Below are 26,253 nucleotides of genomic sequence, written 5' to 3'. Positions count from 1 at the left end.
CGACGACCATGACGTCTTCGACCCCTTCGAACTCCGCTCCCGACTCCCCCTCGGGCGCCACCGGCTCCGCACGTCCCTCCCAGACCGCCCGCCCTTCCCGCCGTGACCGCGCCGAAGCCCTGCCCGAGGAGATGCGGGAGGCGCTGCGGCGGCGGCTCGCGGGACGGGCCGGCTCCACCGCCACGGGCGCCCGGCAGGGCATACCGCGTGCCGACCGGGACCGCCCGCTGCCGCTGTCCTTCGCGCAGCAGCGGCTGTGGTTCCTCGACCAGCTGCGGCCCGGCGACGCCCGCTACAACAGCGCGGTCGCCCTCCGCCTCACCGGCGCCCCCGGCCTGGCGGCACTGGGCGAGGCCCTGCGGACCGTCGTGGCCCGGCACGAGGCGCTGCGCACCACCTTCGACGAGACCGACGGCCGCCCGGTGCAGCGCGTCCACCCGGCGGGCCCGGTGCCGCTGCCGGTCCGCGACGCGGGCGACCTCGACAAGGACCTCCTCGCGGAGTACTCCCGGCCCTTCGACCTGCGCAACGGCCCGCTGTTCCGCGCCCTGCTGCTGCGCGAGTCCGCCACCTCCCACGTCCTGCTCCTCACGGCCCACCACATCGTCACCGACGGCTGGTCCATGGGTGTCGTCCTGGACGAGCTGTGCACCGCCTACGACGCCCTCGCACAGGGCGCCGCGCCCGCCCTGCCGCCGGTGGCCACGCAGTACCCGGACTTCGCGGTGTGGCAGCGCGCCCGCCTCTCGGGCACCCGCCTCGAAGGCGAACTCGCCCACTGGAGGCAGCGCCTGGCCGGGGCGGTGGCGCCCGAGCTGCCCCTGGACCGGCCGCGGCGCGGCGAGGAGGCGGGTGAGGGCGCCGTGAGCGCCTTCACCGTCCCGGCCCCCCTGACCGCACGCCTGCGCGACCTGGCGAGGGAGCAGCACACCACCCTGCACACCGCCCTCGTCGCCGCCGCCCAGGCGCTCCTCGCCCGCTGGTCCGGGCAGGACGACATCACCGTCGGCTCCCTCACGCCCGGCCGCTCCCGCACCGACCTGGAACGGACCGTCGGGTTCTTCGTGAACACCGTCGTGCTGCGCACCCGCGTAGAGGCGGCCGGGTCCTTCCGCGAACTGCTCGCACAGGCGGCCGAGACGGTGGGCGACGCCTTCGCCCACGGCGACACCCCGTTCGAACGGATCGTGGAGGCGGTGGGCGCTCCCCGCGAGGCCGGCCGCAACCCGCTGTTCGACGTGCTGGTCCTGCTCCACCCCGACCCGCCCGCCGCGACCGCCCCCCGCGGCCTCGCCACAACCCCGGTCACCGTGCCCCGGCACGCGGCCACCTTCGACCTGAGCGTCGAGTTCGTCCCGGACGGCGACGGCCTGACCGGACTGCTCGAATACCGCACCGACCTGTTCGACGCGGCCACGGCCGAGCGGATGGCCGGACAGCTGATACGCCTCGTCGAGGGCGCCTGCGCCGAACCGGACCGGGCGCTGGACAGCCTGCCCCTGCTCTCCGACGAGGAGACCCGGCGCCTCGTCCACGACTGGAACCCCGCCCCGCTCCCCGCCACGGACACCACCTGCCCCGAGCTGTTCGAACGCAGGGCGGCCGAGACGCCCGACGCCCTCGCGCTCGTCGCGGGCGGTGAACGGCTCGACCACGCCACGCTCAACGCCCGCGCCAACCGCCTCGCCCACCACCTCGTCGCCCGCGGCGCGGGACCCGAACGGCTGGTCGCCCTGCGGCTCCCGCGCACCGCCGACATGATCGTCGCGATCCTCGCCGTCTGGAAGTCCGGCGCCGGCTACCTCCCGCTGGACCCGGCCCTGCCGGAGGACCGGATACGGTTCCTCCTCGACGACGCCCGCCCGGCCCTGGTCCTCGACGAACCGGCCCTGCGCGCCGCGCCCGCCGACGCCCCGGACACCGATCCCACCGACGCCGACCGGCGCGCCCCACTCCTGGCGGACCACACCGCGTACGTCATCTACACCTCCGGTTCCACCGGCCGCCCCAAGGGCGTCGCCGTCACCCACCGCGCGGCGGCGCACCTGCTGGCCGCCCACCGGGCCGGGTTCGTCGTCGAGGCGGGCGGCGGCCCGCTCCGGACCGCGCTCACCGCGTCCTTCTCCTTCGACACCTCCCTCGAAGGCGTGCTCCTGATGGCCGACGGCCACCCGCTGCACCTGGTCGACGAGACCACCCGCATGGACCCGGCCGCACTGGTCGAGTACGTCGTCGAGCACCGCGTCGACTTCCTCGACGTCACCCCGTCCTACCTGCGGCAGCTGCTGCCCGCCGGGCTGCTCACCGACCCCCGGCACCACCCCCGGGTCCTCATGCTCGGCGGCGAGGCGATCGGCCCCGCGCTCTGGCGCGAACTGGCCGCCCACCCCGACGTGACCGCCCACAACTTCTACGGCCCCACCGAGTGCACGGTCGACGCGCTGTCCTGCCGCATCGACGGCGGTGACCGCCCCCTGGTGGGCCGCCCCCTGCCCGGAGTGCGGGCCTACGTCCTCGACGGCCGGCTCCGTCCGGTGCCGCCGGGAGTCGGCGGCGAGCTGTACCTCGCGGGCGGCCAGCTCGCCCGGGGCTACACCGGACGGCCGGGGCTGACCGCGGCCCGCTTCCTGCCCGACCCGTTCGGCGGGCCGGGGGAGCGGATGTACCGGACCGGCGACCTGGCCCGCTGGACCGCAGACGGCCGCCTGGACTACCTCGGGCGCGCCGACGACCAGGTCAAGGTGCGCGGCCACCGCATCGAGCCCGGCGAGATCGAGGCCGCCCTGCTGGCGCTGCCCGCCGTGTCCGCCGCCGCGGTCGTCGCCCTGCCCGACCCGCACGGCCACGCCCGTCTCGCCGCCTACGTCGTCCCCCCGCCCGGCGCGCCCCGGCCCGCCCCCGCCGACCTGCGGACGGCCCTGCGCGAGGTCCTGCCCGACGCGCTGGTCCCCTCCTCCTTCACCTGCCTCGACGCGCTGCCGCTGACCACCAGCGGCAAACTGGACCGCCGTGCCCTGCCCGCACCGGAGAGCACCCCGGACGAGCGGGAGTCCGTCGCCCCGCGCACCCCCGGCGAAGAGGCCCTGGCCGGCATCTGGGCCGAGGTGCTCGGCGTGGCCCGGGTGGGCGTCACGGACAACTTCTTCGAGCTGGGCGGCGACTCGATCCTGAGCATGCAGGCCGTCTCCCGCGCCCGCGCCGCGGGCCTGCGCATCACCTCGCAGGACGTCTTCCGCCACCAGACGGTCGCCGACCTGGCCGCCGCCGCGTCCCGCCGCATCTCCCCCGCACCCGCGCCCCGCCGCGCGCACGAGGACGGGCCCGCCCCGCTCACCCCCGTCCAGGAGTGGTTCTTCGCCACCCACGGGCCGCTGCGGCACTTCGCCATGTCGATGCTGCTCGACCTCCCGTACGACCTCGACGAACAGGCCCTCGACCGGGCCCTGCACGCCGTGGTGGCCCGCCACCCGGCCCTGCGCACCCGTTTCACCCGCACCGACGGCACCTGGCGGCAGCACCCCGGCACCGGCCCGGCGACCGGACTGCTCACCCGCCACGACTCCGCAACGGCACCCGCCGAGGCGGCGGAAGCGGCCCGCGCGGCCCTTGACCCGGCGACCGGTGCCCTGCTGCGCGCGGCCCTGCTGCCGGGCGGGGAACGGCCGCGCCTGTTCCTCACCGCCCACCACCTGGCCGTCGACAGCGTCTCCTGGCGCGTACTCCTCGCCGACCTCGCCCACGCCTACCGGCGGGCGGCGGCCGGCGAGGACCCCCTGCCGGAGCCCGAGCACACCCCGTTCACCGACTGGGCGCGGACCCTCACCGAACGGGTCCTGGCCGGCGACCTCGACGACGACCTGCCCCACTGGACACGGGAGGCGGCGCAGCCGCGCACCCCGCTCCCCGTCGACCTGCCCGGCACCCCGCTCGCCGGCTCCGTGCGCACCGTCCGCACCCGCGTGGACCGGGACACCACCGAGGCACTGCTGCGGCGGGTGCCGAGTGCGTACCGCACCCAGGTCAACGACGTGCTGCTGAGCGCGCTCGGCCGGGTCCTCGCCGACTGGACGGGCGTCGACCGGGTGACCGTCGCCCTGGAGGGCCACGGCCGCGAGGAGGAACTCGACGAGGGCGCCGACCTGTCCCGCACGGTCGGCTGGTTCACCACCCAGTACCCGGTCACCCTGGACCCGGCCGGAGGGGACGACTGGGGCACCACCCTCAAGTCCGTCAAGGAGCGGCTGCGCGCCGTACCCCGCCGCGGCCTCGGCCACCAGGCCCTCGGCCACCTCGGCTCGCACCGGCCCGAGGCCCGCGCGCTCGCGGAACTCCCGCTGCCCGACGTGTGCTTCACCTACCACGGGCAGTGGGAGGCGCCCGCGGAAGGCGACTTCGCGCCCGTCGCCGACGTACCCGGCCGCGAGGTGGACCCCGACGCGCCGCTGGACCACCTCCTCGACGTGTCCGCCCTGGTGACCGACGGCGAACTGGAGATCACCTGGCACTACAGCGACCAGGTGCACCGCGAGGACACCGTCCGCGGCCTGGCAGCGGGCATGGCACGGGCGCTCACCGCCATCGCGGAGCACTGCGCCCGCCCCGGCACGGGCGGACGCACGCCCTCCGACTTCCCGCTGGCCCGCCTGGACCAGGCCGGTGTGGACCGGCTCGCCGGCGACGGCCGCGACGTCGAGGACCTGCTGCCGCTCACCCCGCTCCAGGAAGGCATGCTCTTCCACCGGCTGGTCGGCGGGGACGACGACGTGTACGTCGACCAGGCCGCGCTGCTCCTTGAGGGCGTGAGCGACCCGGACGCGCTCGCCCTGGCCTGGCAGCGGGTGACCGACCGCACCCCCGCCCTGCGCACCTCCGTGGTGTGGGAGGGCGTCCCGGTGCCGCTCCAGGTCGTGCACCGCCGCGTCGAGGTGCCCGTCACCCGACTGGACTGGCGCGAACTCGACGCGACGGAGCGGACGCAGCGGCTCGACCGGCTGCGCGCCGACGACCTCGCCCGCGGCCTCGACCTCGGCACGGCACCCCTGATGCGGCTCACCCTCGTCAGGCTCCCCGACGCCCGGCTGCACCTGCTGTGGACCTCCCACCACCTGATTTTGGACGGCTGGAGCCTCGCCCAGGTGCTCACCGAGGTGTCCGAGGAGTACGCGGCGCTCACCACCGGCGCCGAACCCCGGCCGCCGGCACGCCGGCCGTTCGGCGACTACGTGCGCTGGCTCGCCGGCCAGGACACCGAGGCCGCCCACGCGCACTGGCGCACCGTCCTCGACGGGTTCACCACCCCCACCCCGCTGCCCGTCGACCGGCCCCGGCGCCCCGGCCACGAGACCCGGTCCGCCGACGTGCACACGGCCACGCTGTCCGACGAGGTCTCCGCCCGCCTCGCCCGCACCGCGCGGACGGCCGGACTCACCCTCGGCACCGTGGTGCAGGGCGCCTGGGCGCTGCTCCTCTCGCGCTACGCCGCCGAACCGGACGTCCTGTTCGGCACCACCGTCTCGGGACGGCCCGACGACCTGCCCGGCGCCGACGCGATGGTGGGCATGTTCATCAACACGCTGCCCACCCGCGTCCGCGTGGACGCCGGCCGCACGGCCGCCGAGTGGCTCCGGGAACTCCAGGAGGAACAGGCGCGGGCACGACGGTTCGCGGCGGTGTCCCTCGCCGAGCTGACCTCGCTGAGCGGCGTGCCGGCCGGCAGCCCCCTCTTCGACAGCATGGTGGCCTTCGAGAACTACCCCTTCGACGAGGCGCGTTCGGCCACGACCGGGATACGCCTCGCCGACGTCTCCTCCCGGGACGCCACCAACTTCCCGCTGGTCCTCCGGGCCTACCAGGGGGAGCGGTTCGGCTTCGACCTCGCCTACGACCCGGAGCTGTTCGACACCACGACCGTACGCGACCTCGCCGACCGGCTCTGCCTGCTGCTCACGGAACTGGCCGACGACCCCGGCCGGCCCGTGCGCGCCCTCGCCTGGACCACCGCCGACGAGCGGCGGCGGATGCTCACCGACTGGAACGGCACCGCGTCGGGCCGCCCCGCCGACACGCTGGACGCGCTGTTCACCGCCCAGGCCGCCCGCACCCCGGACGCCGAGGCGCTCACCTGCGGCGACGAACGGCTCGACTACGCCACCCTGGACACCCGGTCGAGCCGCCTCGCCCACCGGCTCGCCGAACTCGGCGCCCGCCCCGAGACGTTCGTGGCCCTCGCGCTGCCCCGCTCCGCCGACCTCGTCGTGGCCGTCCTCGCCGTGCTCAAGACCGGCGCCGCGTACCTGCCCGTCGACCCCCGGCTGCCCGCGGAGCGCGTACGGCACATGCTCGCCGACGCCGGTCCCGTGGCGCTGGTCACCACGGGGCAGGGCGCGGCCGGCACGGACGTACCGCGTCTGCTGCTCGACGACCCGCGGGTCCGTGCCGACCTGGCCGGCCGCCCGGCCGCGGGGCCGGCCAGGCGCGCGCTGCCCGAGAGCCCCGCCTACGCCATCTACACCTCCGGCTCCACCGGCCGCCCCAAGGGCGTGGTCGTCCCGCACGCCAACGTGGTCCGCCTGTTCACCCGCACCCGGCACTGGTTCGACTTCACGGCCGACGACGTGTGGACGCTGTTCCACTCCTACGCCTTCGACTTCTCGGTGTGGGAGCTGTGGGGGCCGCTGCTGCACGGCGGGCGGCTCGTGATCGTCCCCGAGGACACCGCGCGCTCCCCGGAGGACTTCCTGCGCCTGCTCGCCGACGAGCAGGTCACCGTCCTCAACCAGACGCCGTCCGCGTTCTACCCGCTGATCCGCGCCGACGCCGAACTCCCCGGCGTCGGCGACCGCCTCGCACTGCGCACGGTGATCTTCGGCGGTGAGGCACTGGACGTCGGCAGGCTCGCCGACTGGTACGCCCGGCACCAGGACACCGCGCCCCGCCTGGTCAACATGTACGGCATCACCGAGACCACCGTGCACGTCACCTACGCCCCCCTCGACCGCGCGGCCACCCGCTCCCGCGCCGCGAGCCCCATCGGCACCGGCATCTCCGACCTGCGGCTCTACGTCCTCGACGGCACGCTCCAGCCGGTGCCGCCGGGCGCCGTGGGCGAACTGTTCGTCGCCGGGGAGGGCCTGGCGCGCGGCTACCTCAACCGGCCGGGGCTGACAGCGGCCCGCTTCCCCGCCGACCCGTTCGGCCGGCCGGGCAGCCGCATGTACCGCACCGGGGACCGGGCCCGCTGGCGGGCCGACGGCACCCTGGAGTACCTGGGCCGCGCCGACCAGCAGGTCAAGATCCGCGGCTACCGCATCGAGCCGGGCGAGATCGAGGCCGCCCTGCACGGCCACCCGGGCATCGGCGCGGCTGCCGTCGGCGTGTACGAGGACACCGCGGGGACGCGGCGCCTCGTCGCCCACGTCGTCGGCGTCGGCACCGGCGCCGACGCCGGCTCCCGCTCCGGCTCCGGAGAGCGAGGGGAGCACGGGGAGCACCGGAAGGCCGGGGAGCGCGCCACGCCGCCGCCCGCGGCCGAACTCCGCGCGTATCTCGAAGGTCTGCTGCCCGCGCACATGGTGCCCGCCGCCTACGTGCCGCTGGACGCGCTGCCGCTCACCGCCAACGGCAAGCTCGACCGGCGCGCCCTGCCCGCGCCGGGACCCGACGGCTTCGCCGCCGACGGCACGCGGACCCCGCCGCGCACCCCGGCCGAACGGCTCGTCGCCGCCGCCTGGACCGACGTGCTCGACACCGGCGAGGTCGGCGCCGACGACGACTTCTTCGCCCTCGGCGGCGACTCGATCCTCGCCGTCCGCGTCACCTCCCGGCTGCGCGCCGCCTTCGGCACGGAGGTGTCGCCCCGGCTGCTGTTCACCCACCCCACGCTCCGGGACCTCGCGTCCGCCCTGGGCGAACCGCGGGGTACGGACACCGCCGACGCCATCCCGGCCACCGCCCCCGGCACCCCGGCGCCCCTGTCGTACGCCCAGCAGCGCCTGTGGTTCCTCGACCGGTTCGAGCCGGGCGGCACGGAGTTCACCACCCTGTCCGTGCTGCGGCTGCGCGGCCCGCTGGACCAGGCCGCCCTGCGCACCGCCCTGGACGGCGTGGTGGCCCGGCACGAGACGCTGCGCACCACGTTCGCCGAGCACGAGGGACAGGCCCGGCAGACCGTCCACCCGCCCCGGCCCGTCGACCTGCCGGTGACGGTCCTCGCGGACGCCGCCGCCCTGGACGCCCTGGTGGACCGGATCGCCGCCGACCCCTTCGACCTGGCCACCGGCCCCCTGCTCCGGGCCCACCTGGCCCGGTGCGCCCCCGACGAGCACGTCCTCGTCCTGGCCGTGCACCACATCGTCACCGACGGCTGGTCCGGCGGTGTACTGGCCCGCGATCTGGGCGAGCTGTACGCGGCAGCCCTGGAGGACCGCCGCCCGGTCCTGCCCGGCCTGCCCGTCCGCTACGGCGACTACGCCGCCTGGCAGCGTTCACGCGCCGACCGCGCGGAGGCCGAACTCGCCCACTGGCGCCGGGCCCTGGACGGCGTGAGCCCGCTGGAACTGCCCACCGACCGGCCCCGCCCGGCCGTCCGCACCCGCGAGGGCGCCCTGGTGACCTTCACCCTGCCCGCCGCGCTCACCGAGCGGCTGCGCGAACGGGCGCGCGAGGCGGACGCCACCCTCTACATGACGCTGGTGGCGGCCTGCCAGACCCTCCTCGCCCGCTGGGCCGACCAGGAGGACGTCACCGTCGGCACCGTCACCGCGGGCCGCGACCGGACCGAACTGCACGACCTGGTCGGCATGTTCGTCAACACGCTGGTGCTGCGCGCCCGGGTACGTCCCGGCGTGCCGTTCCGTGACCTGCTCGCCGAGGTGCGCGACACCGTCCTGGAGGCGTTCGCCCACCAGGAGGTGCCCTTCGAACGCGTGGTGGACGCCGTCCAGCCCGAGCGCGACACCAGCCGCACCCCGCTCTTCCAGGTCATGGTCGCCCTGCACAACCTCGGTACCGAGCCGCTCCGGCTGCCCGGCCTGACGGCGGAGCCGGTGACCCCGCCGGTGCGGACCGCCACCCACGACCTCGCCTTCGACTTCGTGGAGGACGACGGAGGACTCACCGGCCACCTGGAGTACAGCACCGGCCTGTTCGACGCCGACACCGCCGAACGCCTCGCCGCCCGGCTGCGCGTCCTCCTGGAGGCCGTCGCCGCCGACCCCGGGCAGAGCGTGGGCGCGCTGCCGCTGATGACCGACGACGAGCGGCAGCAGGTCCTGCGCCACGGAGAGGGCGTCCGGCTGCCGGAGCCCGACACCACCTTCCCCGCCCTGTTCGAGGCCCAGGCCGCCCGCACCCCCGCGCTCACCGCCCTGGCCGCCCGCGACGCCACCCTCGACTTCGCCGCGCTGAACCAGCGCGCCAACCGGCTCGCCCACCACCTCATCGCCGGGGGCGCGGGACCCGAGGACGTGGTCGCCGTCCGGCTGCCCCGCACCTCCGACCTGATGGTGGCCGTGCTCGCCGTCCTCAAGGCGGGCGCCACCCTGCTCTGCCTGGACCCCGAGCTCCCCGCCGAACGGCAGGACCTCCTCCTCGGCGACGCCCGCCCGCACACCCTCCTGACCGGCCTCGACGCGGTGCCCTGGGACCGGCTGCCCGCCCACGACCCGACCGACACCGACCGCGCCCGGCCCCTGCTGCCGCAGCACGCCGCCTACATCATCTACACCTCCGGCTCCACCGGCCGCCCCAAGGGCGTCGTCGTCGAGCACCGCAACCTGGTCAACCTCTGCCACGATCACCGGGCGGGCCTGCTCGCCCCGCACACCGCCGGCGGACAGCGGCTGCGGGCCGCGCTCAGCGCCTCCTTCTCCTTCGACACCTCCTGGGAAGGACCACTGCTCCTCGCCCTGGGCCACGAGGTCCACCTGATCGACGAGGACGTACGCCTGGACCCGCGGGCGTTCTGCGCCCACGTCGTCGAACACCGGCTCGACTGGGTCAACGTCACCCCCACCTACCTGCGCGAACTCACCGCCGCCGGACTGCTGGCCGCCGGCCGGCACCGCCCGCGCCTGCTGCTCGTCGGCGGTGAGGCCCTCACCCCCGGCGACTGGCGCGACCTCGTACGCGCCGAACAGGACCTGGGCGTGGCGGTGTACAACATGTACGGGCCCACCGAGACCACCGTCGACGCCGTCTACGGCCGCTGCGCCGACCAGCCGCACCGCCCGGTCATCGGCCGCCCCGGCGGCAACCTGCGCGCCCACGTCCTGGACGCCGCCCTGCGTCCGGTGCCCCCCGGCACGCCCGGTGAGCTGTACCTGGCCGGGGCGCAGGTGGCCCGCGGCTACCTGAACCGGCCCGGCCTGACCGCGTCCCGCTTCGCCGCCGACCCGTTCGGGGCGCCCGGCGAGCGGATGTACCGCACCGGGGACCGGGTCCGCTGGGACCGCGACGGACGCCTGGAGTTCCTGGGCCGGACCGACGAACAGGTCAAGATCCGCGGGTTCCGCATCGAGCCCGGCGAGGTGGAGGCCGCTCTCCTCGCCCACCCGGACGTCGCCGACGCCGCGGTCGCCGTCCGCGAGAACGCCGGACGCCCCATGCTCGTCGGCTACGTCGTCGCCGCCACCGGCCGCGTCCCGTCCTCGGACGCGCTGCGCCTCGCGCTGCGCCGCACCCTGCCCGACCACATGGTGCCCACGGCGTTCGTCCCGCTGGCCCGCATCCCGCGCACCACCAGCGGCAAGACGGACCGGCGCGCCCTGCCCGCCCCGCCCGCACAGCCCGAGATCGGCACACCCCACGTCGCCCCCCGGGCCGGCACGGAGGAGATCCTGGCCGGGATCTGGGCGGAGGTGCTGGGTGTCGAACGCGTCGGCGCCCGCGACAACTTCTTCGCGCTCGGCGGTGATTCCATCCTGAGCATCCAGATCGTCTCCCGCGCCCGGCAGGCCGGCCTGGTCCTCGCCACCAAGGACGTCTTCCGCCACCAGACGGTCGCCGAACTCGCCCTGCGGGTACAGGAGTCGGCCCCGCCTGCGGACACCGCCGAGGAGCCGGCGGAGGCACCGCTCACCCCGATCCAGCACTGGTATCTCGACGGCCGCACCCCCGGGGAACGGCTGCGGTTCACCATGACCCAGCGCCTCGAACTCGCCCCGGACACCGCCGGCCCGACGCTGCGGGCCGCCACGGACGCCCTCGTCGGCCACCATGCCGCCCTGCGCACCCGCTTCCGCCGTACCGCCGACGGCTGGTGCCAGGAGGTCCTGCCCGAGGCGCCGGACGGCGTCTTCACCCGGCACGACGTGGCCGGCCTCGACGACGCGGCACTGGAGGACCGGGTCCAGCGGCTGACGGACGAGGCACAAGCCGCCCTCGACCCCACCGCGGGGCGTGTGGTGCGCGTGCTGTTCCTCGACCGCGGCCCCGGACAGCCGGGACAACTCGTCGTCACCGCCCACCACCTGGTCATCGACGGCGTCTCCTGGCGCATCCTGCTCGCGGACCTGGAGACCGCGCAGCGCGCGGCGGCGCTCGGCCGCCCCGTGGAACTGCCCCCCACGGGCACCTCCTACGGCCGCTGGGCCGCCCGCCTGGAGCAGCACACCCGCTCCGGCGCGCTCGACACCGACCTGCCGTACTGGACGGACACCGGCACGGTGCCGGCCGCACTGCCCGCGGGCCGCCCCGGCCCGAACACCCACGCCACCGCGGCCACCCGCACCGTCACCCTCGACGCGGAGACCACCGGGGCCCTGCTCCGCGAGGTCCCGCGGGCCTACCGCACCCAGGTCAACGACGTCCTGCTCAGCGCCCTCGGCCGTACCCTGGCCCGCTGGTGCGGACGCGACGGCGTCCTGCTCGGCGTCGAGGGCCACGGCCGGGAGGAGCTGTTCGCCGACGTGGACCTGTCGCGGACCGTCGGCTGGTTCACCGCCGAGTTCCCGCTCGCCCTGCGCGTGGCCCCGGACGCAGGCTGGCACGACACCCTGCGCGCGGTGAAGGAACAACTGCGCGCCGTGCCGCTGCACGGCCTGAGCCACGGCGCCCTGCGCCACCTCGTGCCCGGCGGCCCGCTCGCCGCCGCCCCCGCCCCGCAGGTCGGCTTCAACTACCACGGCCAATGGGACACCGACACCCCCGACGGCCTGTTCCGCGGCGCCCTGCCCCCGGCCGGCATCGACACCGACCCGGACGAACACCGCCCCTACGTCCTCGACATCACCGGCGTGGTCCAGCAGGGCCGCCTCGAACTCGGCTTCACCTACCCCGCCGCCGTCTACGACCAGGCCACCATCGACCGGCTCGCCCAGGACACCCTCACGGCCCTGCGGGAGATCGTGGCGCACTGCGCGCACCCCGAGGCGGGCGGGCGCACCCCCTCCGACTTCCCCCTCGCCGGCCTCGGCCAGGAGCAGCTCGACCGGCTCCTGGGCACCGGCAGGCACGCCGAGGACGTCCTGCCGCTCACCCCGCTCCAGTCCGGCATGCTCTTCCACGGCCTCGTGGACAGCGAGCACGCCTACTTCGACCGCACGGCCGTACGGCTGTCCGGCGTGGCCGACCCGCGGGCCTTCGCCGCCGCCTGGCAGCAGGTCGCCGACCGCACCCCGGCGCTGCGCACCAGCGTCCACTGGCAGGGCCTGCCGCACCCGGTCCAGGTGGTCCACCGCCACGCCGAACTGCCCGTGCGCCACCTCGACTGGCGTACGCTCGCGCCCGCCGAGCGCGCCGCGGCCACCGAGCGGCTGCTCGCCGAGGACCGCGCCGCGGGCCTGGACCTCGCCACGGCGCCGCTCACCCGGCTGACCCTGGCCGCCCTGCCCGGCGACGAGGTGCTCCTCGTGTGGTCCACCCACCACATCGTCCTCGACGGCTGGAGCACCGGACAGCTCCTCACCGAGGTGTGCGAGCGCTACGCCGCGCTCACCGGCGGCCCCGACCAGGCGCCCCCGGCACGGCGCCCCTTCGCCGACTTCCTGCACTGGCTGCGGGAGCAGGACGAGACGGCGGCGGAACAGTTCTGGGGCGACGCCCTCGCCGGGTTCACCGCCCGCACCCCGCTGCCGTACGACCGCAACCCGGCCGAGGCCCACCGCGCCCGTTCCACGGAGGCCGTCCACCACGAACTGGACGCCGACGTCTCCCGGCGACTGCGAGAGACCGCCGCCCGCGCCGGAGTGACCGTGAACACGGTGGTGGAGGGCGCCTGGGCGCTGCTCCTCGCCCGCTCGGGCGGACGCGACGACGTGGTCTTCGGCACCACCGTCTCCGGCCGGCCGGCCGAACTGCCCGGCGTCGAAGGCATGATCGGCATGTTCATCAACACGGTCCCGGCCAGGGCCCGCATACCCGCCGCCGGGCCGGTGCGGGCGTGGCTGCGCGAGCTCCAGGAACACCAGAGCGAGGCCCGCCGCTTCGACTTCCTCGCCCTGCCCCGCATCCAGGCCGCGAGCGAGGTGCCGACGGGCCAAGCGCTGTTCGACAGCATGGTGGTCTTCGAGAACTACCCCGTGGACGAGTCGGCGACGGCCCGCACCGGGGTACGGGTCGAGGAGGTGCGCGCCGACGACGCCACCACCTTCCCCTGGTGCCTCCGCGCCCACCTGGCCGAACGCCTCGGCTACGACCTGGCCTACGACCCCGAGCTGTTCGACGCCGCCACCGCCGAACGCGCCGCGGACCGCCTCGCCGGGCTGCTCACCGCCCTCGCCGACGGGTTCGACACCGACCTCGCCGAGCTGGACGTGCTCGCCCCGGCCGACCGCACCCTGCTGGCCGCCTGGAACACCACCGCCCGCCGGACCGCACCGCACAGCCCCGTGGGCCTGTTCACCGAGCAGGCGACGCGCACCCCGCACGCGACCGCCGTCGACGACGGCCGCGACCGGCTGACCTACCGGGAGCTGCACGACTGGGCCCGCGCACTGGCGGACCGGCTGCGGGCCGGCGGCTTGGCCGCCGAGGAGAGGGTGGCGCTGCTCCTCGACCGCTCCGCCGAACTCGTCGTCGCCCAGCTCGCGGTCCTCATGGCCGGCGGCGCCTACGTACCCGTCGACACCCGCGCCCCCGAGGAGCGGCGCAGGACCCTGCTCGCCCAGGCCGGTGCCGCCCGTGCGCTCACCGCCCCGGAGGTGGCGGACGCCCGCCCCGGCGCGACGGACCACCCCGCACCGGCCGTGCCGCCGATGCCGCCCGCCGACCCCGACCGGCTGGCGTACGTGATGTTCACCTCCGGCTCCACCGGACTGCCCAAGGCGGTCGCGGTGCGGCACCGGGACGTGGCGGCGCTGGCCACCGACAGCCGGTTCACCGGCGGGGTCTGCGACCGCGTGCTGCTGCACTCGCCGGTCGCGTTCGACGCCGCCACCTTCGAGGTGTGGGCCCCGCTCCTGAACGGCGGCCGCGTCGTCGTGGCCCCGGACGGCGGCCTCGACGGAGCCGCGCTGCGCCGGCTCGCCGCCGACGGCGGACTGACCGCGCTCTGGCTGACCGCCGGGCTCTTCCGGCTCCTGGCCCAGGACACGCCCGACTGCTTCCGCGGCCTCACACAGGTGTGGACCGGCGGTGACGTCGTCCCGGCACAGGCCGTGCGCCGGGTCCTCGACGCCTGCCCCGGCCTGACCGTCGTCGACGGCTACGGCCCCACCGAGACCACCACCTTCGCGACGTCCTTCGCCCTCACCGACCCGGCGGCGGTGCCCGCCACGATCCCCGTCGGGCAACCGCTGGACGACATGCGGGCGCTCATCCTCGACACCCGGCTGCGCCCCGTCCCGCCGGGCTGCCCGGGCGAGCTGTACCTGGCCGGCGAGGGCGTCGCCCGGGGCTACCTGGGCCGCCCGGGCGAGACCGCCGCCCGCTTCCTCGCCGACCCGCTCGGTCCCGCCGGAGCCCGCATGTACCGCACGGGCGACCTGGCGCGACGGCGCCCCGACGGCACCGTCGAGTTCCTCGGCCGCGCCGACGACCAGGTGAAGATCCGCGGCTTCAGGGTGGAGCCCGGCGAGGTCGAGGCCGCGCTCGCCGCCCACCCCGACGTCCTCGACGTGGCCGTCCTCGCCCGCGAGGACCGCCCCGGAGCCAGGCGGCTCGTCGCCTACGTCGTCGGACCGGCCGGCCGGGACGGCGAGGCACTGCGGTCCTTCGCCGCCCGCACCCTCCCCGACTACCTGGTGCCCACCACCGTCGTCCCGCTCACCGCGCTGCCCCTCAGCCGCAACGGCAAGGTCGACCGGGCCGCCCTGCCCGCACCGGAGGCCGCGCCGGGCCGCGGACGCACCGAGCCGCGCACCGACGCCGAGCGCCGCACGGCCGAGGTCTTCGGCGAGGTCCTGGCCAGCGAACCGCCCGGCGTGGAGGACGACTTCTTCCAGCTCGGCGGCGACTCCATCCTCAGCATCCGGCTGGCCTCCCGCCTGGCCGAGGCCTTCGGCACCGACGTCACACCGCGCGCCGTGTTCACCCACCCCACACCGGCCGCCCTGGCCCGCCTGATCGGGGAGCGGCGCGGTTCCGGCCGACCGGCGCTCGTCCCCCTCGCCCGTGACGCGGTCGCGCCGATGTCCCACGCCCAGCAGCGCCTGTACTTCCTGCACGAGTTCGAGCCCGGCGGCACCGAGTACGTCACCGCGCTCGCCCTGCGGCTGCGCGGCACCCTGGACACCGACGCGCTGCGCGCCGCCCTCACCGCCGTGGTGGCCCGGCACGAGTCGCTGCGCACCACCTTCGACAGCGTCGACGGACACGGCATCCAGCGCGTCCACCCGCCCCACGACGTGCCGCTGCCCGTGCACGACCTGTCCCGGCTCGGCACGGGGGAGCGGGAACCGGCCGTGCGCCGCCTGCTCGCCGAGGAACGCCTGCGCCCCTTCGACCTGCGCGAGGGACCGCTGCTGCGCGCCGGACTGCTGCGGCTCGCCGAGGACGAGCACGTCCTCACCCTCGCCCTGCACCACATCGTCACCGACGGCTGGTCCACCGCCGTCCTGCTCGGCGACCTCGCACACTTCTACCGAGCCGAACGCGGAGTGCGGCAGGACGCGTTGGCGCCGCTGCCGGTGCAGTACGCCGACTACGCCCACTGGCAGCGCACCACCGGCGACACCGAGGCCCACGAACACCTCGCCTACTGGAAGGAACACCTGGCCGACACCCCACCGCTGGAGCTGCCCACCGACCGGCCCCGCCCCCCGGTGCGCACCAGCGCCGGCGCGACGACCCGCCTGGTGGTGCCCGCCACGACCGCCGGACGGCTCGCCCGGCTCGCCCGGGACCACGGCACCACCCTGTTCACCACGCTCGTGGCCGCCGCCCAGAGCTACCTCGCCAGGCTCACCGGCAGCCGGGACATCACCGTCGGCACGGTCAACGCCGGCCGCGACCGGCCCGAGACCCAGGCCCTCGTCGGCTTCTTCGTCAACACCCTGGTGCTGCGCTCCCGCGCCGAGGCCGGCCGGCCCTTCACCGACTTCCTCGGCGACGTACGGCGGACCGTCCTGGACGCCTTCGCCCACCAGGACGTGCCGTTCGAACGGGTCGTGGACGAGGTGCAGCCCGTCCGCGACACCAGCCGCAGCCCGCTCTTCCAGGTCATGGTCGTCCTCCAGAACACCCCCGCCGTCGCCCTCGACCTGCCGGGCCTGGAGGTCACCGACGTCGAACCCGAATCGGAGCAGGCCGCGTTCGACCTCACCCTGGAGTTCGCCGAGACCGGCTCCGGCGAGCTGCACGCCCTGCTCACCTACAACACCGACCTGTTCGAGGCGGCCACGGCCGAACGGATGGCGGAACAGCTCGGCACCTGGCTGCACGCCATCGCCGATGACCCCTGCCGCCCCCTCGGCGCACTGCCGCTGACCTCCGCCGACGAGACGGCGAGCCTCCTGGAGCAGGGCCGGGGCACCTTCCGCCCGGTACCCGAGTCCACCCTGCCCGCCCTGTTCGAAGCGCAGGCGGCCCGCACCCCGGACGCCGTGGCGCTGATCGACGGCGAGCGGGAACTGACCTACGCCGAGACGGACCGCGCCGCCAACCGGCTGGCCCACCGCCTCCTGCGCGACGGCGTCGGACCCGAGCGCGTGGTGGCCCTGGCGCTGCCGCGCTCGGCAGCCGCCGTGGTGGCGCAGCTCGCCGTCGCCAAGGCAGGCGGGGCCTTCCTGCCCGTGGACCCCGACTACCCGCCGCAGCGAAAGGAGTTCATGCTCGCGGACGCGGGCGCCCACCTCGTCCTCGACGACCCCGCCCAGGTGTGGTCCGCCGACGGGCCGACGACCGCGCCCACGGACGCCGACCGCGGCGGCACGCTCACCCCCGCCCACCCCGCCTACGTCATCTACACCTCGGGCTCCACCGGCACACCCAAGGGCGTCGTGGTCACCCACCGGGGCCTGGCATCCTTCGCCGCGGCGGCCACCGAGCAGTACGCGGCGGGCGCCGGCGACCGGGTCCTCCAGTTCGCCTCCCCGAGCTTCGACGCCTCCGTCCTCGAACTGTGCGTCTCCCTGCTTAGCGGGGCCACGCTGGTCACGGGCGAGGAAGGACCGCTGGTGGGGGAGCGGCTGGCGGAAGTACTCGCCGAACGGCGCGTCAGCCACACGCTGATCCCGCCGGCGGCACTGGCCACCCTGCCGGCGCAGACCGCCGCAGCCCTGCCCCATCTGCGCACCCTCATCGTCGGCGCCGAGGCATGCCCGGCCGACCTCGTCGACACCTGGGCCCCCGGGCGCCGGATGGTCAACTCCTACGGCCCCACCGAGGCCACCGTCGTCGCCACCTGGACGGGACCGCTGGCCCCGGGCACCGGCGCCCCGCCCATCGGCCGCCCGTCCGGCGGCAGCCGCGTGTACGTGCTCGACACCGCCCTGCGCCCCGTGCCGCCCGGCGTGACCGGCGAGCTGTACATCGCGGGGCCCGGCCTGGCCCGCGGCTACCTGGGCCGGCCGGGCCTCACCGCCCAGCGCTTCCTGCCCGACCCGTTCGGCGCGCCGGGGGAGCGGATGTACCGCACGGGCGACCTGGTCCGCTGGAGCACCGACGGTCAACTGCGGTACGCGGGACGCGCCGACGACCAGGTCAAACTGCGCGGCTATCGCATCGAGCCCGGCGAGATCGAGAGCGCCCTGCGCCGCAGTCCGCTGGTGCGGGACGCGGCCGTGGCCGTCCGGACGGCGGACGGGCCCGGCACCCCGGCCCGCCTCGTCGCCTACGTCGTACCGGAGCCGCCCGCCACCGGACACACCCGCCCCGAGCCGTCCGGGACCGCCTCCCCGGGCACCGACTCCTCCGCGACCGCGCTGCCCACCGGGGAACTCCGCCTGCACCTGGCCGAGACGCTGCCGCCGCACATGGTGCCCTCGGTCTTCGTGCCGCTCGACCGGCTGCCGCTCTCCCCGAACGGCAAGACCGACCGGCGGGCGCTGCCCGCACCCGGCCCGGCCCTGGCCGCGGACGGCCCGCGGACCGCGCCGCGCACCGACACCGAACGCCGCATCGCCCGCATCTGGGCCGACGTGCTGGGCCTCTCCGAGGTCGGCGCGGAGGACAACTTCTTCGCCCTGGGCGGCGACTCCATCCTGAGCATGCAGGTCGTCTCCCGGATGCGCCGCGACGGGCTGCACGTGGCCACCCGGGACCTGTTCACGCACCAGACCGTCGCCGAACTCGCCACCGTGGTCCGTACCGCGCCCCGGCGCTCCGCCGAGGGCCCGGTGACCGGCGAGGTACCGCTCACCCCGATCCAGGAGTGGTTCCTGACCACGCCCCGCGCGGCCCACCACCACTTCAACCAGTCGGCGCTGCTCGAACTCGACGGCGGACCCGACCCGCGCGCCCTGCGCACCGCGCTCGACGCCCTCCTCGAACACCACGACGCGCTGCGCATGCGCTTCACCCGCGACGCACACGGCTGGCGGCAGTACAACCCGCCGCCCGCCGCCGGCGACGACACCCCCGACATCCTCGTACGACATGACCTGACCGGGCTGTCCTCCGAGGACGCCGACGCGGCGATGGCGAAGGCCGCCGACGAACTCCACGCGAGCTTCGACCTGGCCCGGGGCCCGCACCTGCGGGCGGCCCTGTTCACCGGTGACCCGGACCGGCCCGTGTACCTCCTCCTCATCGCCCACCACCTGGTGGTGGACGCCGTCTCCTGGCGCGTCCTGCGCGACGACCTGGAGACCGCCTACCGCCAGGCCCTCCAGGGCGAACCGGTCGCACTGGGCGAGCGCGGCACCAGCTTCCGCGAATGGTCCACTCGCCTGGCCGCGCACGTCGCCGAGGGCGGCCTCGACCACGAACTGCCGCACTGGGAGCAGACGGTGGGCGCCGAGCCCGCCCCGGCGGACCCGGCAACGGCGGCCGGCGACGCACCGGCGGCCACGGTGAGCGTGGAACTCGACGAGGACGACACCACGGCCCTGCTGCGCTCCGCGCCCACCGCCTACCGCACCCGGGTCAACGACGTCCTGCTGACCGCGCTCGCCCTGGCCCTGTCCCGCTGGACCGGCCACGACCGCGTCCGCCTGGACCTGGAGGGCCACGGCCGCGAAGACCTGCTCGACGGCGTCGACCTCTCGCGCACCGTCGGCTGGTTCACCACGGTCTACCCGGTCGCCCTCCACGTGCCGGGCCCCGGCGGCCTCGGCCCCGACCGCGACTGGCGGTCCCTGGTGAAGTCGGTCCGCCGGCAGATGCGCGCCGTGCCCGGCAACGGCATCGGCTACGGCGCCCTGCGCACCTTCGGCCCGCCCGAGGTCCGCGAGCGCCTCGGCGCCCAGGCCCACAGCCAGGTCGTGTTCAACTACCTCGGCCAGTGGGACGCGCGCCCCGAGACGGCGGACGGCGGCCTGGTCCGCGCCGAACACGGCTCCTTCGGCCAGGACCACGACCTGCGGGACCCCGGCTCCCATCCGGTGGAGGTGGTGGGCGCGGTGCAGCACGGCAGGCTCGCCTTCACCTGGCACCACCGGCCAGGACTGCACGACACGGCGGCCGTACGCCGGGCGGCGGAGGACTTCGCCGAGGCCCTGCGCCACCTCGCCCGGCACGCCCGGGGAGGCCGGTGACACGACCCCGGCCCCGCGCGGCACCGCCCCGGCGAACCGTCCGGCACGGCCCGCACGCCCCCCGCGCCCCGACCACCCCCGCATCCCCTCACCCGATGCCCACGACCCCCACCCTCCCTCCGGACCGGACGGACCGGACGGACCGGACGACGAAAGAAGGCGACATGGACGAGAACACCCGCTACCAGGTGCTGCGCAACGACGAGGAGCAGTACTCGCTCTGGCCCACCGAGACCGAGGTGCCCGCGGGCTGGCAGCCCGTCGGCAAGGAGGGCACCGAGGCCGAGTGCTCCGCCTACGTCGACGAGGTCTGGACCGACATGCGGCCCAAGAGCCTGCGCGAGCGCATGGAGAGCGCCGGGGCCTGACAGGACCCGCACGCACCGGCACGCCGGGCCGTCGAGCATCCGCGACGGCCCGGCGCCCCCGGCACGTCACCGTTCCGGCGCCCCACCGCCCTCGGCCCCCCATCGAACGGCATCACTCCCGAGGAGCCCGACATGACCCCCGTCCTGCGCACCGAACGCCTGGACTTCCTGCCCTACCGGCCCGAACACGAGGACCACTTCGTCGCCCTGCTGCGGGACGCGGAGGTGTGCCGGTGGATGGGCCAGGACCTCGTGCCCGAGCCGCAACTGCGCGAGGTGTTCCGTGCGATCCTCACCGACGTCTACCCGCAGCACCGGTTCGACGTATGGGGCCTGTGGATGGACGGCGCCTACGTCGGGCACGCCGAGGTGAAGCCCACCGGCAACGTCGACGGCCATGAACTCATCACCGCGCTCGCCCCCGCGTACTGGGGCCAGGGCCTGGGCGGCGAGGCCGTACACGGCCTGCTCCGGTACGGCGCCGACACCCTCGGGCTCAGCGAGGCGTACGGCATGGTCGGCGCCGAGAACACCGCGAGCCTCGCCCTCTGCCGCCGCCTGGGCTTCCGTCACGTCAAGGACGTCGTCGGCGACGACGGCACCGTCACGAAGATGATGGTCATCCAGACCCCGGCCGCCGACCGGGCCTGACCCGGCCGTCGGCCTCTCCTCATGGCCGCGCCCACGGGGTCGGCCGGCCCCGTTCACGTGCACATGAACGGGACCGGCCGGTCGCCTCGGAATGCCGCGCGGTCGTGGGGCCGTGGCGCGTCAGGGCCCCGGAGCGCGGCCGTCCTCAGCGGTTCTCGCGCAGGTCGGCTTCGGCCGGCAGGGTGGAGAGGCCGCGCGGGGCCTTGGCCGACGCGGAGGCGGGGGTCTTCTTCCCGCAGAAGGCCGCCTCCAGCGTTCCGCCGAGCGCGGTGTTGACCACGCCGCGGTTCGAGGCGTTGGCCATGGCGGAGAGCGAGCGACGGCCGTCGCGGGTGGCGAAGGCGTAGGTGTAGAACCCCTGCACGGTGCCGGTGTGGCCGTAGACCTGGGTGCCGCACGAGAGGTCGTAGCGGCGCAGCCCGAGCCCGTAGAAGCGGGTCTGGGTGGTGTCCGTCGGGGTGACCGTGGTCATGGCGTCCAGCATGCGGGGCGAGAGCAGCTTGCCCCGCATGAGCGCGGTCGTGAAGGTGTTGAGGTCGGCGGGGTTGGAGATGACCGCGCCCGCGGTCTGGGCCCAGGAACCGGTCTGCTCGGTGGAGTCGACCAGCGGCGCCCCCGCTTCGTCGGGGTGGAGGTAACCGCGTACGTGCAGCCCCGCGATCTCGGTCCTGGGGTGCACGTAGGAGGTGTTGCGCAGCTTCAGCGGCTCGATGATGCGCTGCTTGTACTGCTCGGCGGCCGAGGTCCCCGTGATCTTCTCGATCAGCATGCCGACGACGACGAAGTTGGCGTTGGAGTACCTGTAGTTCGCGCCGGGCTCCGTGGTGCGGGGCTCGGCCAGGGAGAGGTCGACCAGTTCCTGGTAGGTGAAGACGCGGTTGCGCACCGCTTCGAAGCCGGGCACGGTCTTGGCGAACATGGCGTCGGAGTAGTCGGCCAGGCCGCTGCGGTGGGTGAGCAGGTGACGGACCGTGATGCGGTCGTCGGGCAGCAGGCCGGGAAGGTAGCGGTTGACCGGCGCGTCGAGCTCCACCTTCCCCTGGTCGACCAGTTGGAGCAGCACGACGCTGGAGAACGTCTTGCTGACGCTGCCGATACGGAAGCGGGCGCGGGTGTCCATGGCTGCGCCGGAGACCCGGTCGCGGACGCCCGCGGTGCGGGTGCGGACCCCGTCGGGACCGGTGAAACGGGCCATCGCACCCGGAGCGCCATTGGCCATGGCGGCCTTCAGGGCCGTGCTCACGCCCTCCATGTCGGGGGCGGGGACGGTCGGGGCGGTGGGGGCCGCCGGTGCCGCGGAGGCGGCGGTGGCGGGGGTGAGGACGCCGGCGAGGGCGGCGATCAGGGTGGCGCTCGTGGCCAGGCGTCTGCGGGTCAGCGGGGACACGTGGGTTCCTCGTTCTCGACTCGGTGGAACAACGGCACACGCGGGGGTGCCGCGTGCGGGCGGGCGGGGAGGGGGCGTTCACTGCGTGCTGTCCCCGGCCCTCATGGAGCATGAGTGCCAACGCGCCACATCGGTTCCTGTCACGGGCGCCGTTGTCGGCCGGAGTGCGCGGACCGCCCCTCGGCCACCGGAACTTCATGTCCCGGACCGGCAGCGGCCACTTTCCGGAGGCGCGTCGTTGCCCCGGGCGTGGTGCCGCCGGACCGGGAGCCGGCGGCCGACGTCGGGGAGATCCGACGGTGCGTGTACCGCGGGCGGTCTACCGCTCCGGGTTGATTCCCCGTACGGCGCTGGTCTGACGTGTGCCGAAGCGCCCGCTGCCACAATCGCGATGTCCGTTTCACGATCCATTGGGAGGAAGCGTTGAAGGCTCGGATACTGGCTGCCTCGGCGGCCGCGCTCGGCTCCGTCCTGTTGGTCACCACTCCGGCGAGTGCGCACACGACCGATGACTGGTTCGCCGCCGGCTCCGCGCCGAGCGGCTGGAACTACCGCGTGGCGGAGTCGACCGCCGGCTCGGTCCACCAGAAGACCCAGATCTGGTGGACAGGCTACGAGGGTGTCGCCGTACGCGGCGCCGTGTCGGACCAGAAGAACGACGGCTACTGCGGTGCTGTGCAGATCCGCTACGAGAACCTCAACAGCGACGGGAACTGGGCCGGCCACTGGCACTACCGCACGCTCGTCAACGACTGCTCGACCAACAGCGACGCCGAGGTCAGCAGCTACTACTACCACCTCGGTCAGGGCGCGCGCAGTCTCAGCGCCCGGGCCTGCCACACCGATTCGTCCGCGCGGATCATCGAGTGCGAGCAGAACTGGCACTGAGACCGCCCCCGTGACCGGCACGCGGGGGACCGGTCCGGGGTCAGCGCCGCTTGGCCGGTACGGTGTCGGAGGGGGCGCCAGGAGGGTCAGGCGCCCGGGCGGGCGAGGCCGCCCAGCACGTCGTACATCTCCTCGGGGGTGAGCGGTGCGACGGGCATCGGCCGCCCGGCGGCTTCCGCGCGGCATGCTCACCGTCGCGTCGCTGATCGCCCGCAGGTCGACGTGGCCGACCCGGACGACCTCGCCGAGCACTACTGGAAGATGTATGTGGCCCGCGACCGCGTCGAACAGTTCCACCCCGAGTCGCCGACCCCGAAGACGGCGGCGTGACGCCTGGCTCCGGCAACCGCGTCGCCCGGCCGCCGCACAGGTCGTCGCCGAGCCGGGCGCCGACGTAAGGGGGGTGATGTCCGATGACGCTGCGACGCCCCCCGCAGCGTCAGGTTTGTCGTGTCCGGCCGCCGGACGGGCTGAGGGTGGGCTCGGCCGGGTCGGCCGGGTCGGCCGAGTCGGGGCGTTCGGCGTCGGTGGCGTGCTTGACCGTCGTGGGACCGCCGAGAGCGGACTCCACGTGCGGCGCCTCGTTCAGCGGGAGCCGCCCGCCCTGGCGGATCGCCTTGACGGAGACGTGGGCGCACGCCGCCACGACCACCACGGTCAGCAGGGCGAAGACGACGGACAGCACACCCGTCACCGTGGAGTTCCGCACGACGGCAGCCATGTCCGCGGCGCTCTTGGCCGGCGCCAGCAGACGGCCTTCGGCCACGGCGTCCGCGTACCGGGACCGCTGCGCGAAGAAGCCCACGGCGGGATCGCCGGAGAACACCTTCTGCCAGCTCGCGGTCATGGTCACCGCCAGGCACCAGGCCAGCGGGACGCCGGTCACCCAGGACCACTTCACGCGGCCGGACTTGATGAGCAGGGCGGTCGCCACGGCGAGAGCGATGGCGGCGAGCAACTGGTTCGCCGTGCCGAAGAGGGGATAGAGCTGGTTGATCCCGCCGAGGGGGTCGGTCACGCCCACCCACAGGAAGTACCCCCAGGCCAGTACCACCAGGGCCGAGGTGGTCCACAGCCCAGGCCGCCACGCCTTGTCGTTGAAGCGCGGGACGACGTTGCCCAGCATGTCCTGCAGCATGAAACGGCCCACCCGGGTCGCGGCATCCACCGCGGTGAGGATGAACAGCGCCTCGAACATGATGGCGAAGTGGTACCAGAACGCCATCATCCCACTGCTGCCGAAGGTGTCGGACAGGATCAGCGCGACACCCATGGCGAGGGTGGGCGCGCCACCGGTGCGCGAGACCACGGACTCCTCGCCGACCGCCTTCGCGGCGGCCGTCAGATCGTCCGGGCTGATAGTGAACCCGAGTGAGCCGACGGCCGACGACGCGGACTGCAGGCTGTCGCCGAGCAGCCCGGCGGGGGCGTTCATCGCGTAGTACAGACCGGGGTCGATCACCGACGCGGCGATCAGCGCCATGATGGCCACGAACGACTCCATCAGCATCCCGCCGTACCCGATCGCGGCGACCTGCGACTCCTTCTCGATCATCTTCGGGGTGGTGCCCGAGGAGATCAGCGCGTGGAAGCCGGACAGGGCGCCGCACGCGATGGTGATGAAGGCGAAGGGGAAGAGGCTCCCCGCGAAGACCGGCCCGTCACCGGCGCGCGCGAAGTCGGTCACGGGCGCCGCCGCCATGTCGGGCAGCGTCACGAGCACACCGATCGCGAGGAGCACGATCACGCCCACCTTCATGAAGGTCGACAGGTAGTCGCGAGGCGCCAGGAGCATCCAGACGGGCAGGATCGAGGCGATGAAGCCGTACGCCATCAAGGTCAGCGCCAGTGTCTTCGGCGACAGGACGAAGGCGTCGCCGAAGGACGACTCGGCGACCCAGCGTCCGCCGGCGATCGAAGCCAGCAGCAGCACCACGCCGATGGCGCTGATCTCACCGACCCTGCCAGGTCGCAGGCAGCGCAGGTAGAACCCCATGAACAGGGCGATCGGGATGGTCATTGCGATGGAGAACGTGCCCCAGGCCGAGTGGGCGAGGGAGTTGACCACGATGAGGGCGAGCACCGCAAGGATGATGATCATGATCGCGAACACCGCGATCAACGCGGCGACGCCACCGACCAGGCCGATCTCCTCCCGCGCCATCTGACCCAGACTCTTGCCGTCGCGCCGCATGGAGAAGAACAGGGTGACCATGTCCTGGACGGCCCCGGCGAAGATCACTCCGACGATGATCCAGATGGTGCCCGGGAGGTACCCCATCTGGGCGGCGAGCACCGGGCCGACCAGCGGCCCGGCGCCCGCGATGGCGGCGAAGTGGTGGCCGAACAGCACGCGGCGGTCGGTGGGGTGGAAGTCCGCGCCGTCGTCGAGCCGTTCGGCGGGGGTGGCCCTGCGGTCGTCGACGCCGAGCACGCGGCGTGCGATGAAGCGGGCGTAGAAGCGCTGCGCGATCAGATACGAGCCGACCGCCGCCGCGACCACCCAGATCGCGGAGACCCGCTCGCCCCGGGCGAGGGCGAGGACGGACCAGCCGGTCGCGCCGACTGCTGCTACGAGGATCCAGAGCAGGATCCGTGCCTGGCGGGAGCTCCGCACGAGGGTGCCTTTCTTGGTGAGGTGCTGGGGCGGTGTACCGCGGCGGTGCTACGGGCCGAGTTCGACCTCGAACTCGCCGGCCTCCAGGATGGCCTTGACCGCGGTCAGGTAGCGGGCGGCGTCGGCGCCGTCCACCAGGCGGTGGTCGTAGGAGAGCGAGAGGTAGGTCATGTCCCGGACGGCGATGGTCTCGCCGAGGTCGGGGTGGTTGATGACGACCGGGCGCTTGACGGTGGCGCCGATGCCGAGGATGGCGGCCTGGTTCGGCGG

Annotated in this window: 7 protein-coding genes; 4 read left to right on the top strand and 3 right to left on the bottom strand. The window is 74.8% G+C overall.

Going from position 1 to position 26,253, the window contains the following annotated elements:
• The first annotated feature begins 8 nt into the window (after nucleotides 1–8).
• The 3 genes from AB0I16_RS19620 (at nucleotide 9) to AB0I16_RS19610 (ending at nucleotide 21,091) form a co-directional block, all read left to right on the top strand.
• Nucleotides 9–20,072 (top strand): non-ribosomal peptide synthase/polyketide synthase, encoded by a 20,064-nt coding sequence (locus AB0I16_RS19620; protein ID WP_363250692.1) that lies wholly within the window; start codon nucleotides 9–11, stop codon nucleotides 20,070–20,072.
• Between the two features lie 164 nt (nucleotides 20,073–20,236).
• On the top strand, nucleotides 20,237–20,440 hold the full coding sequence (locus AB0I16_RS19615; protein ID WP_363250691.1) for an MbtH family NRPS accessory protein: 204 nt from the start codon (nucleotides 20,237–20,239) through the stop codon (nucleotides 20,438–20,440).
• Between the two features lie 132 nt (nucleotides 20,441–20,572).
• Nucleotides 20,573–21,091, top strand: coding sequence for a GNAT family N-acetyltransferase (locus AB0I16_RS19610; RefSeq protein ID WP_363250690.1), 519 nt, complete (start codon nucleotides 20,573–20,575; stop codon nucleotides 21,089–21,091).
• A gap of 145 nt (nucleotides 21,092–21,236) precedes the next feature.
• On the opposite strand, the gene AB0I16_RS19605 is transcribed toward AB0I16_RS19610, so the two are convergent.
• On the bottom strand, nucleotides 21,237–22,478 hold the full coding sequence (locus AB0I16_RS19605) for a serine hydrolase domain-containing protein (RefSeq protein ID WP_363250689.1): 1,242 nt from the start codon (nucleotides 22,476–22,478) through the stop codon (nucleotides 21,237–21,239).
• A gap of 423 nt (nucleotides 22,479–22,901) precedes the next feature.
• Between AB0I16_RS19605 and AB0I16_RS19600 the strand changes: the two genes are divergently transcribed.
• Nucleotides 22,902–23,366 (top strand): hypothetical protein, encoded by a 465-nt coding sequence (locus tag AB0I16_RS19600; RefSeq protein WP_363250688.1) that lies wholly within the window; start codon nucleotides 22,902–22,904, stop codon nucleotides 23,364–23,366.
• 439 nt (nucleotides 23,367–23,805) lie between these two features.
• On the opposite strand, the gene AB0I16_RS19595 is transcribed toward AB0I16_RS19600, so the two are convergent.
• Nucleotides 23,806–25,983 (bottom strand): carbon starvation CstA family protein, encoded by a 2,178-nt coding sequence (locus tag AB0I16_RS19595; protein ID WP_363250687.1) that lies wholly within the window; start codon nucleotides 25,981–25,983, stop codon nucleotides 23,806–23,808.
• A gap of 48 nt (nucleotides 25,984–26,031) precedes the next feature.
• On the bottom strand, nucleotides 26,032–26,253 hold a 222-nt coding region (locus AB0I16_RS19590), incomplete at its 5' end, for a 2-oxo acid dehydrogenase subunit E2 (protein ID WP_363250686.1).

It is taken from the genome of Streptomyces sp. NPDC050703, from assembly GCF_040654435.1.
Taxonomy (GTDB): Bacteria; Actinomycetota; Actinomycetes; order Streptomycetales; family Streptomycetaceae; genus Streptomyces.
The sequence above is the reverse complement of the archived record's forward strand: the minus strand, read 5'-3'. Positions and strand labels throughout refer to the sequence as shown.

Excerpts from the sequence above, each read along its gene's own strand:
- AB0I16_RS19610 (WP_363250690.1), top strand. The coding sequence starts at position 20,573 with ATGACCCCCGTCCTGCGCACCGAACGCCTGGACTTCCTGCCCTACCGG.
- AB0I16_RS19615 (WP_363250691.1), top strand. The coding sequence starts at position 20,237 with ATGGACGAGAACACCCGCTACCAGGTGCTGCGCAACGACGAGGAGCAG.
- AB0I16_RS19620 (WP_363250692.1), top strand. The coding sequence starts at position 9 with ATGACGTCTTCGACCCCTTCGAACTCCGCTCCCGACTCCCCCTCGGGC.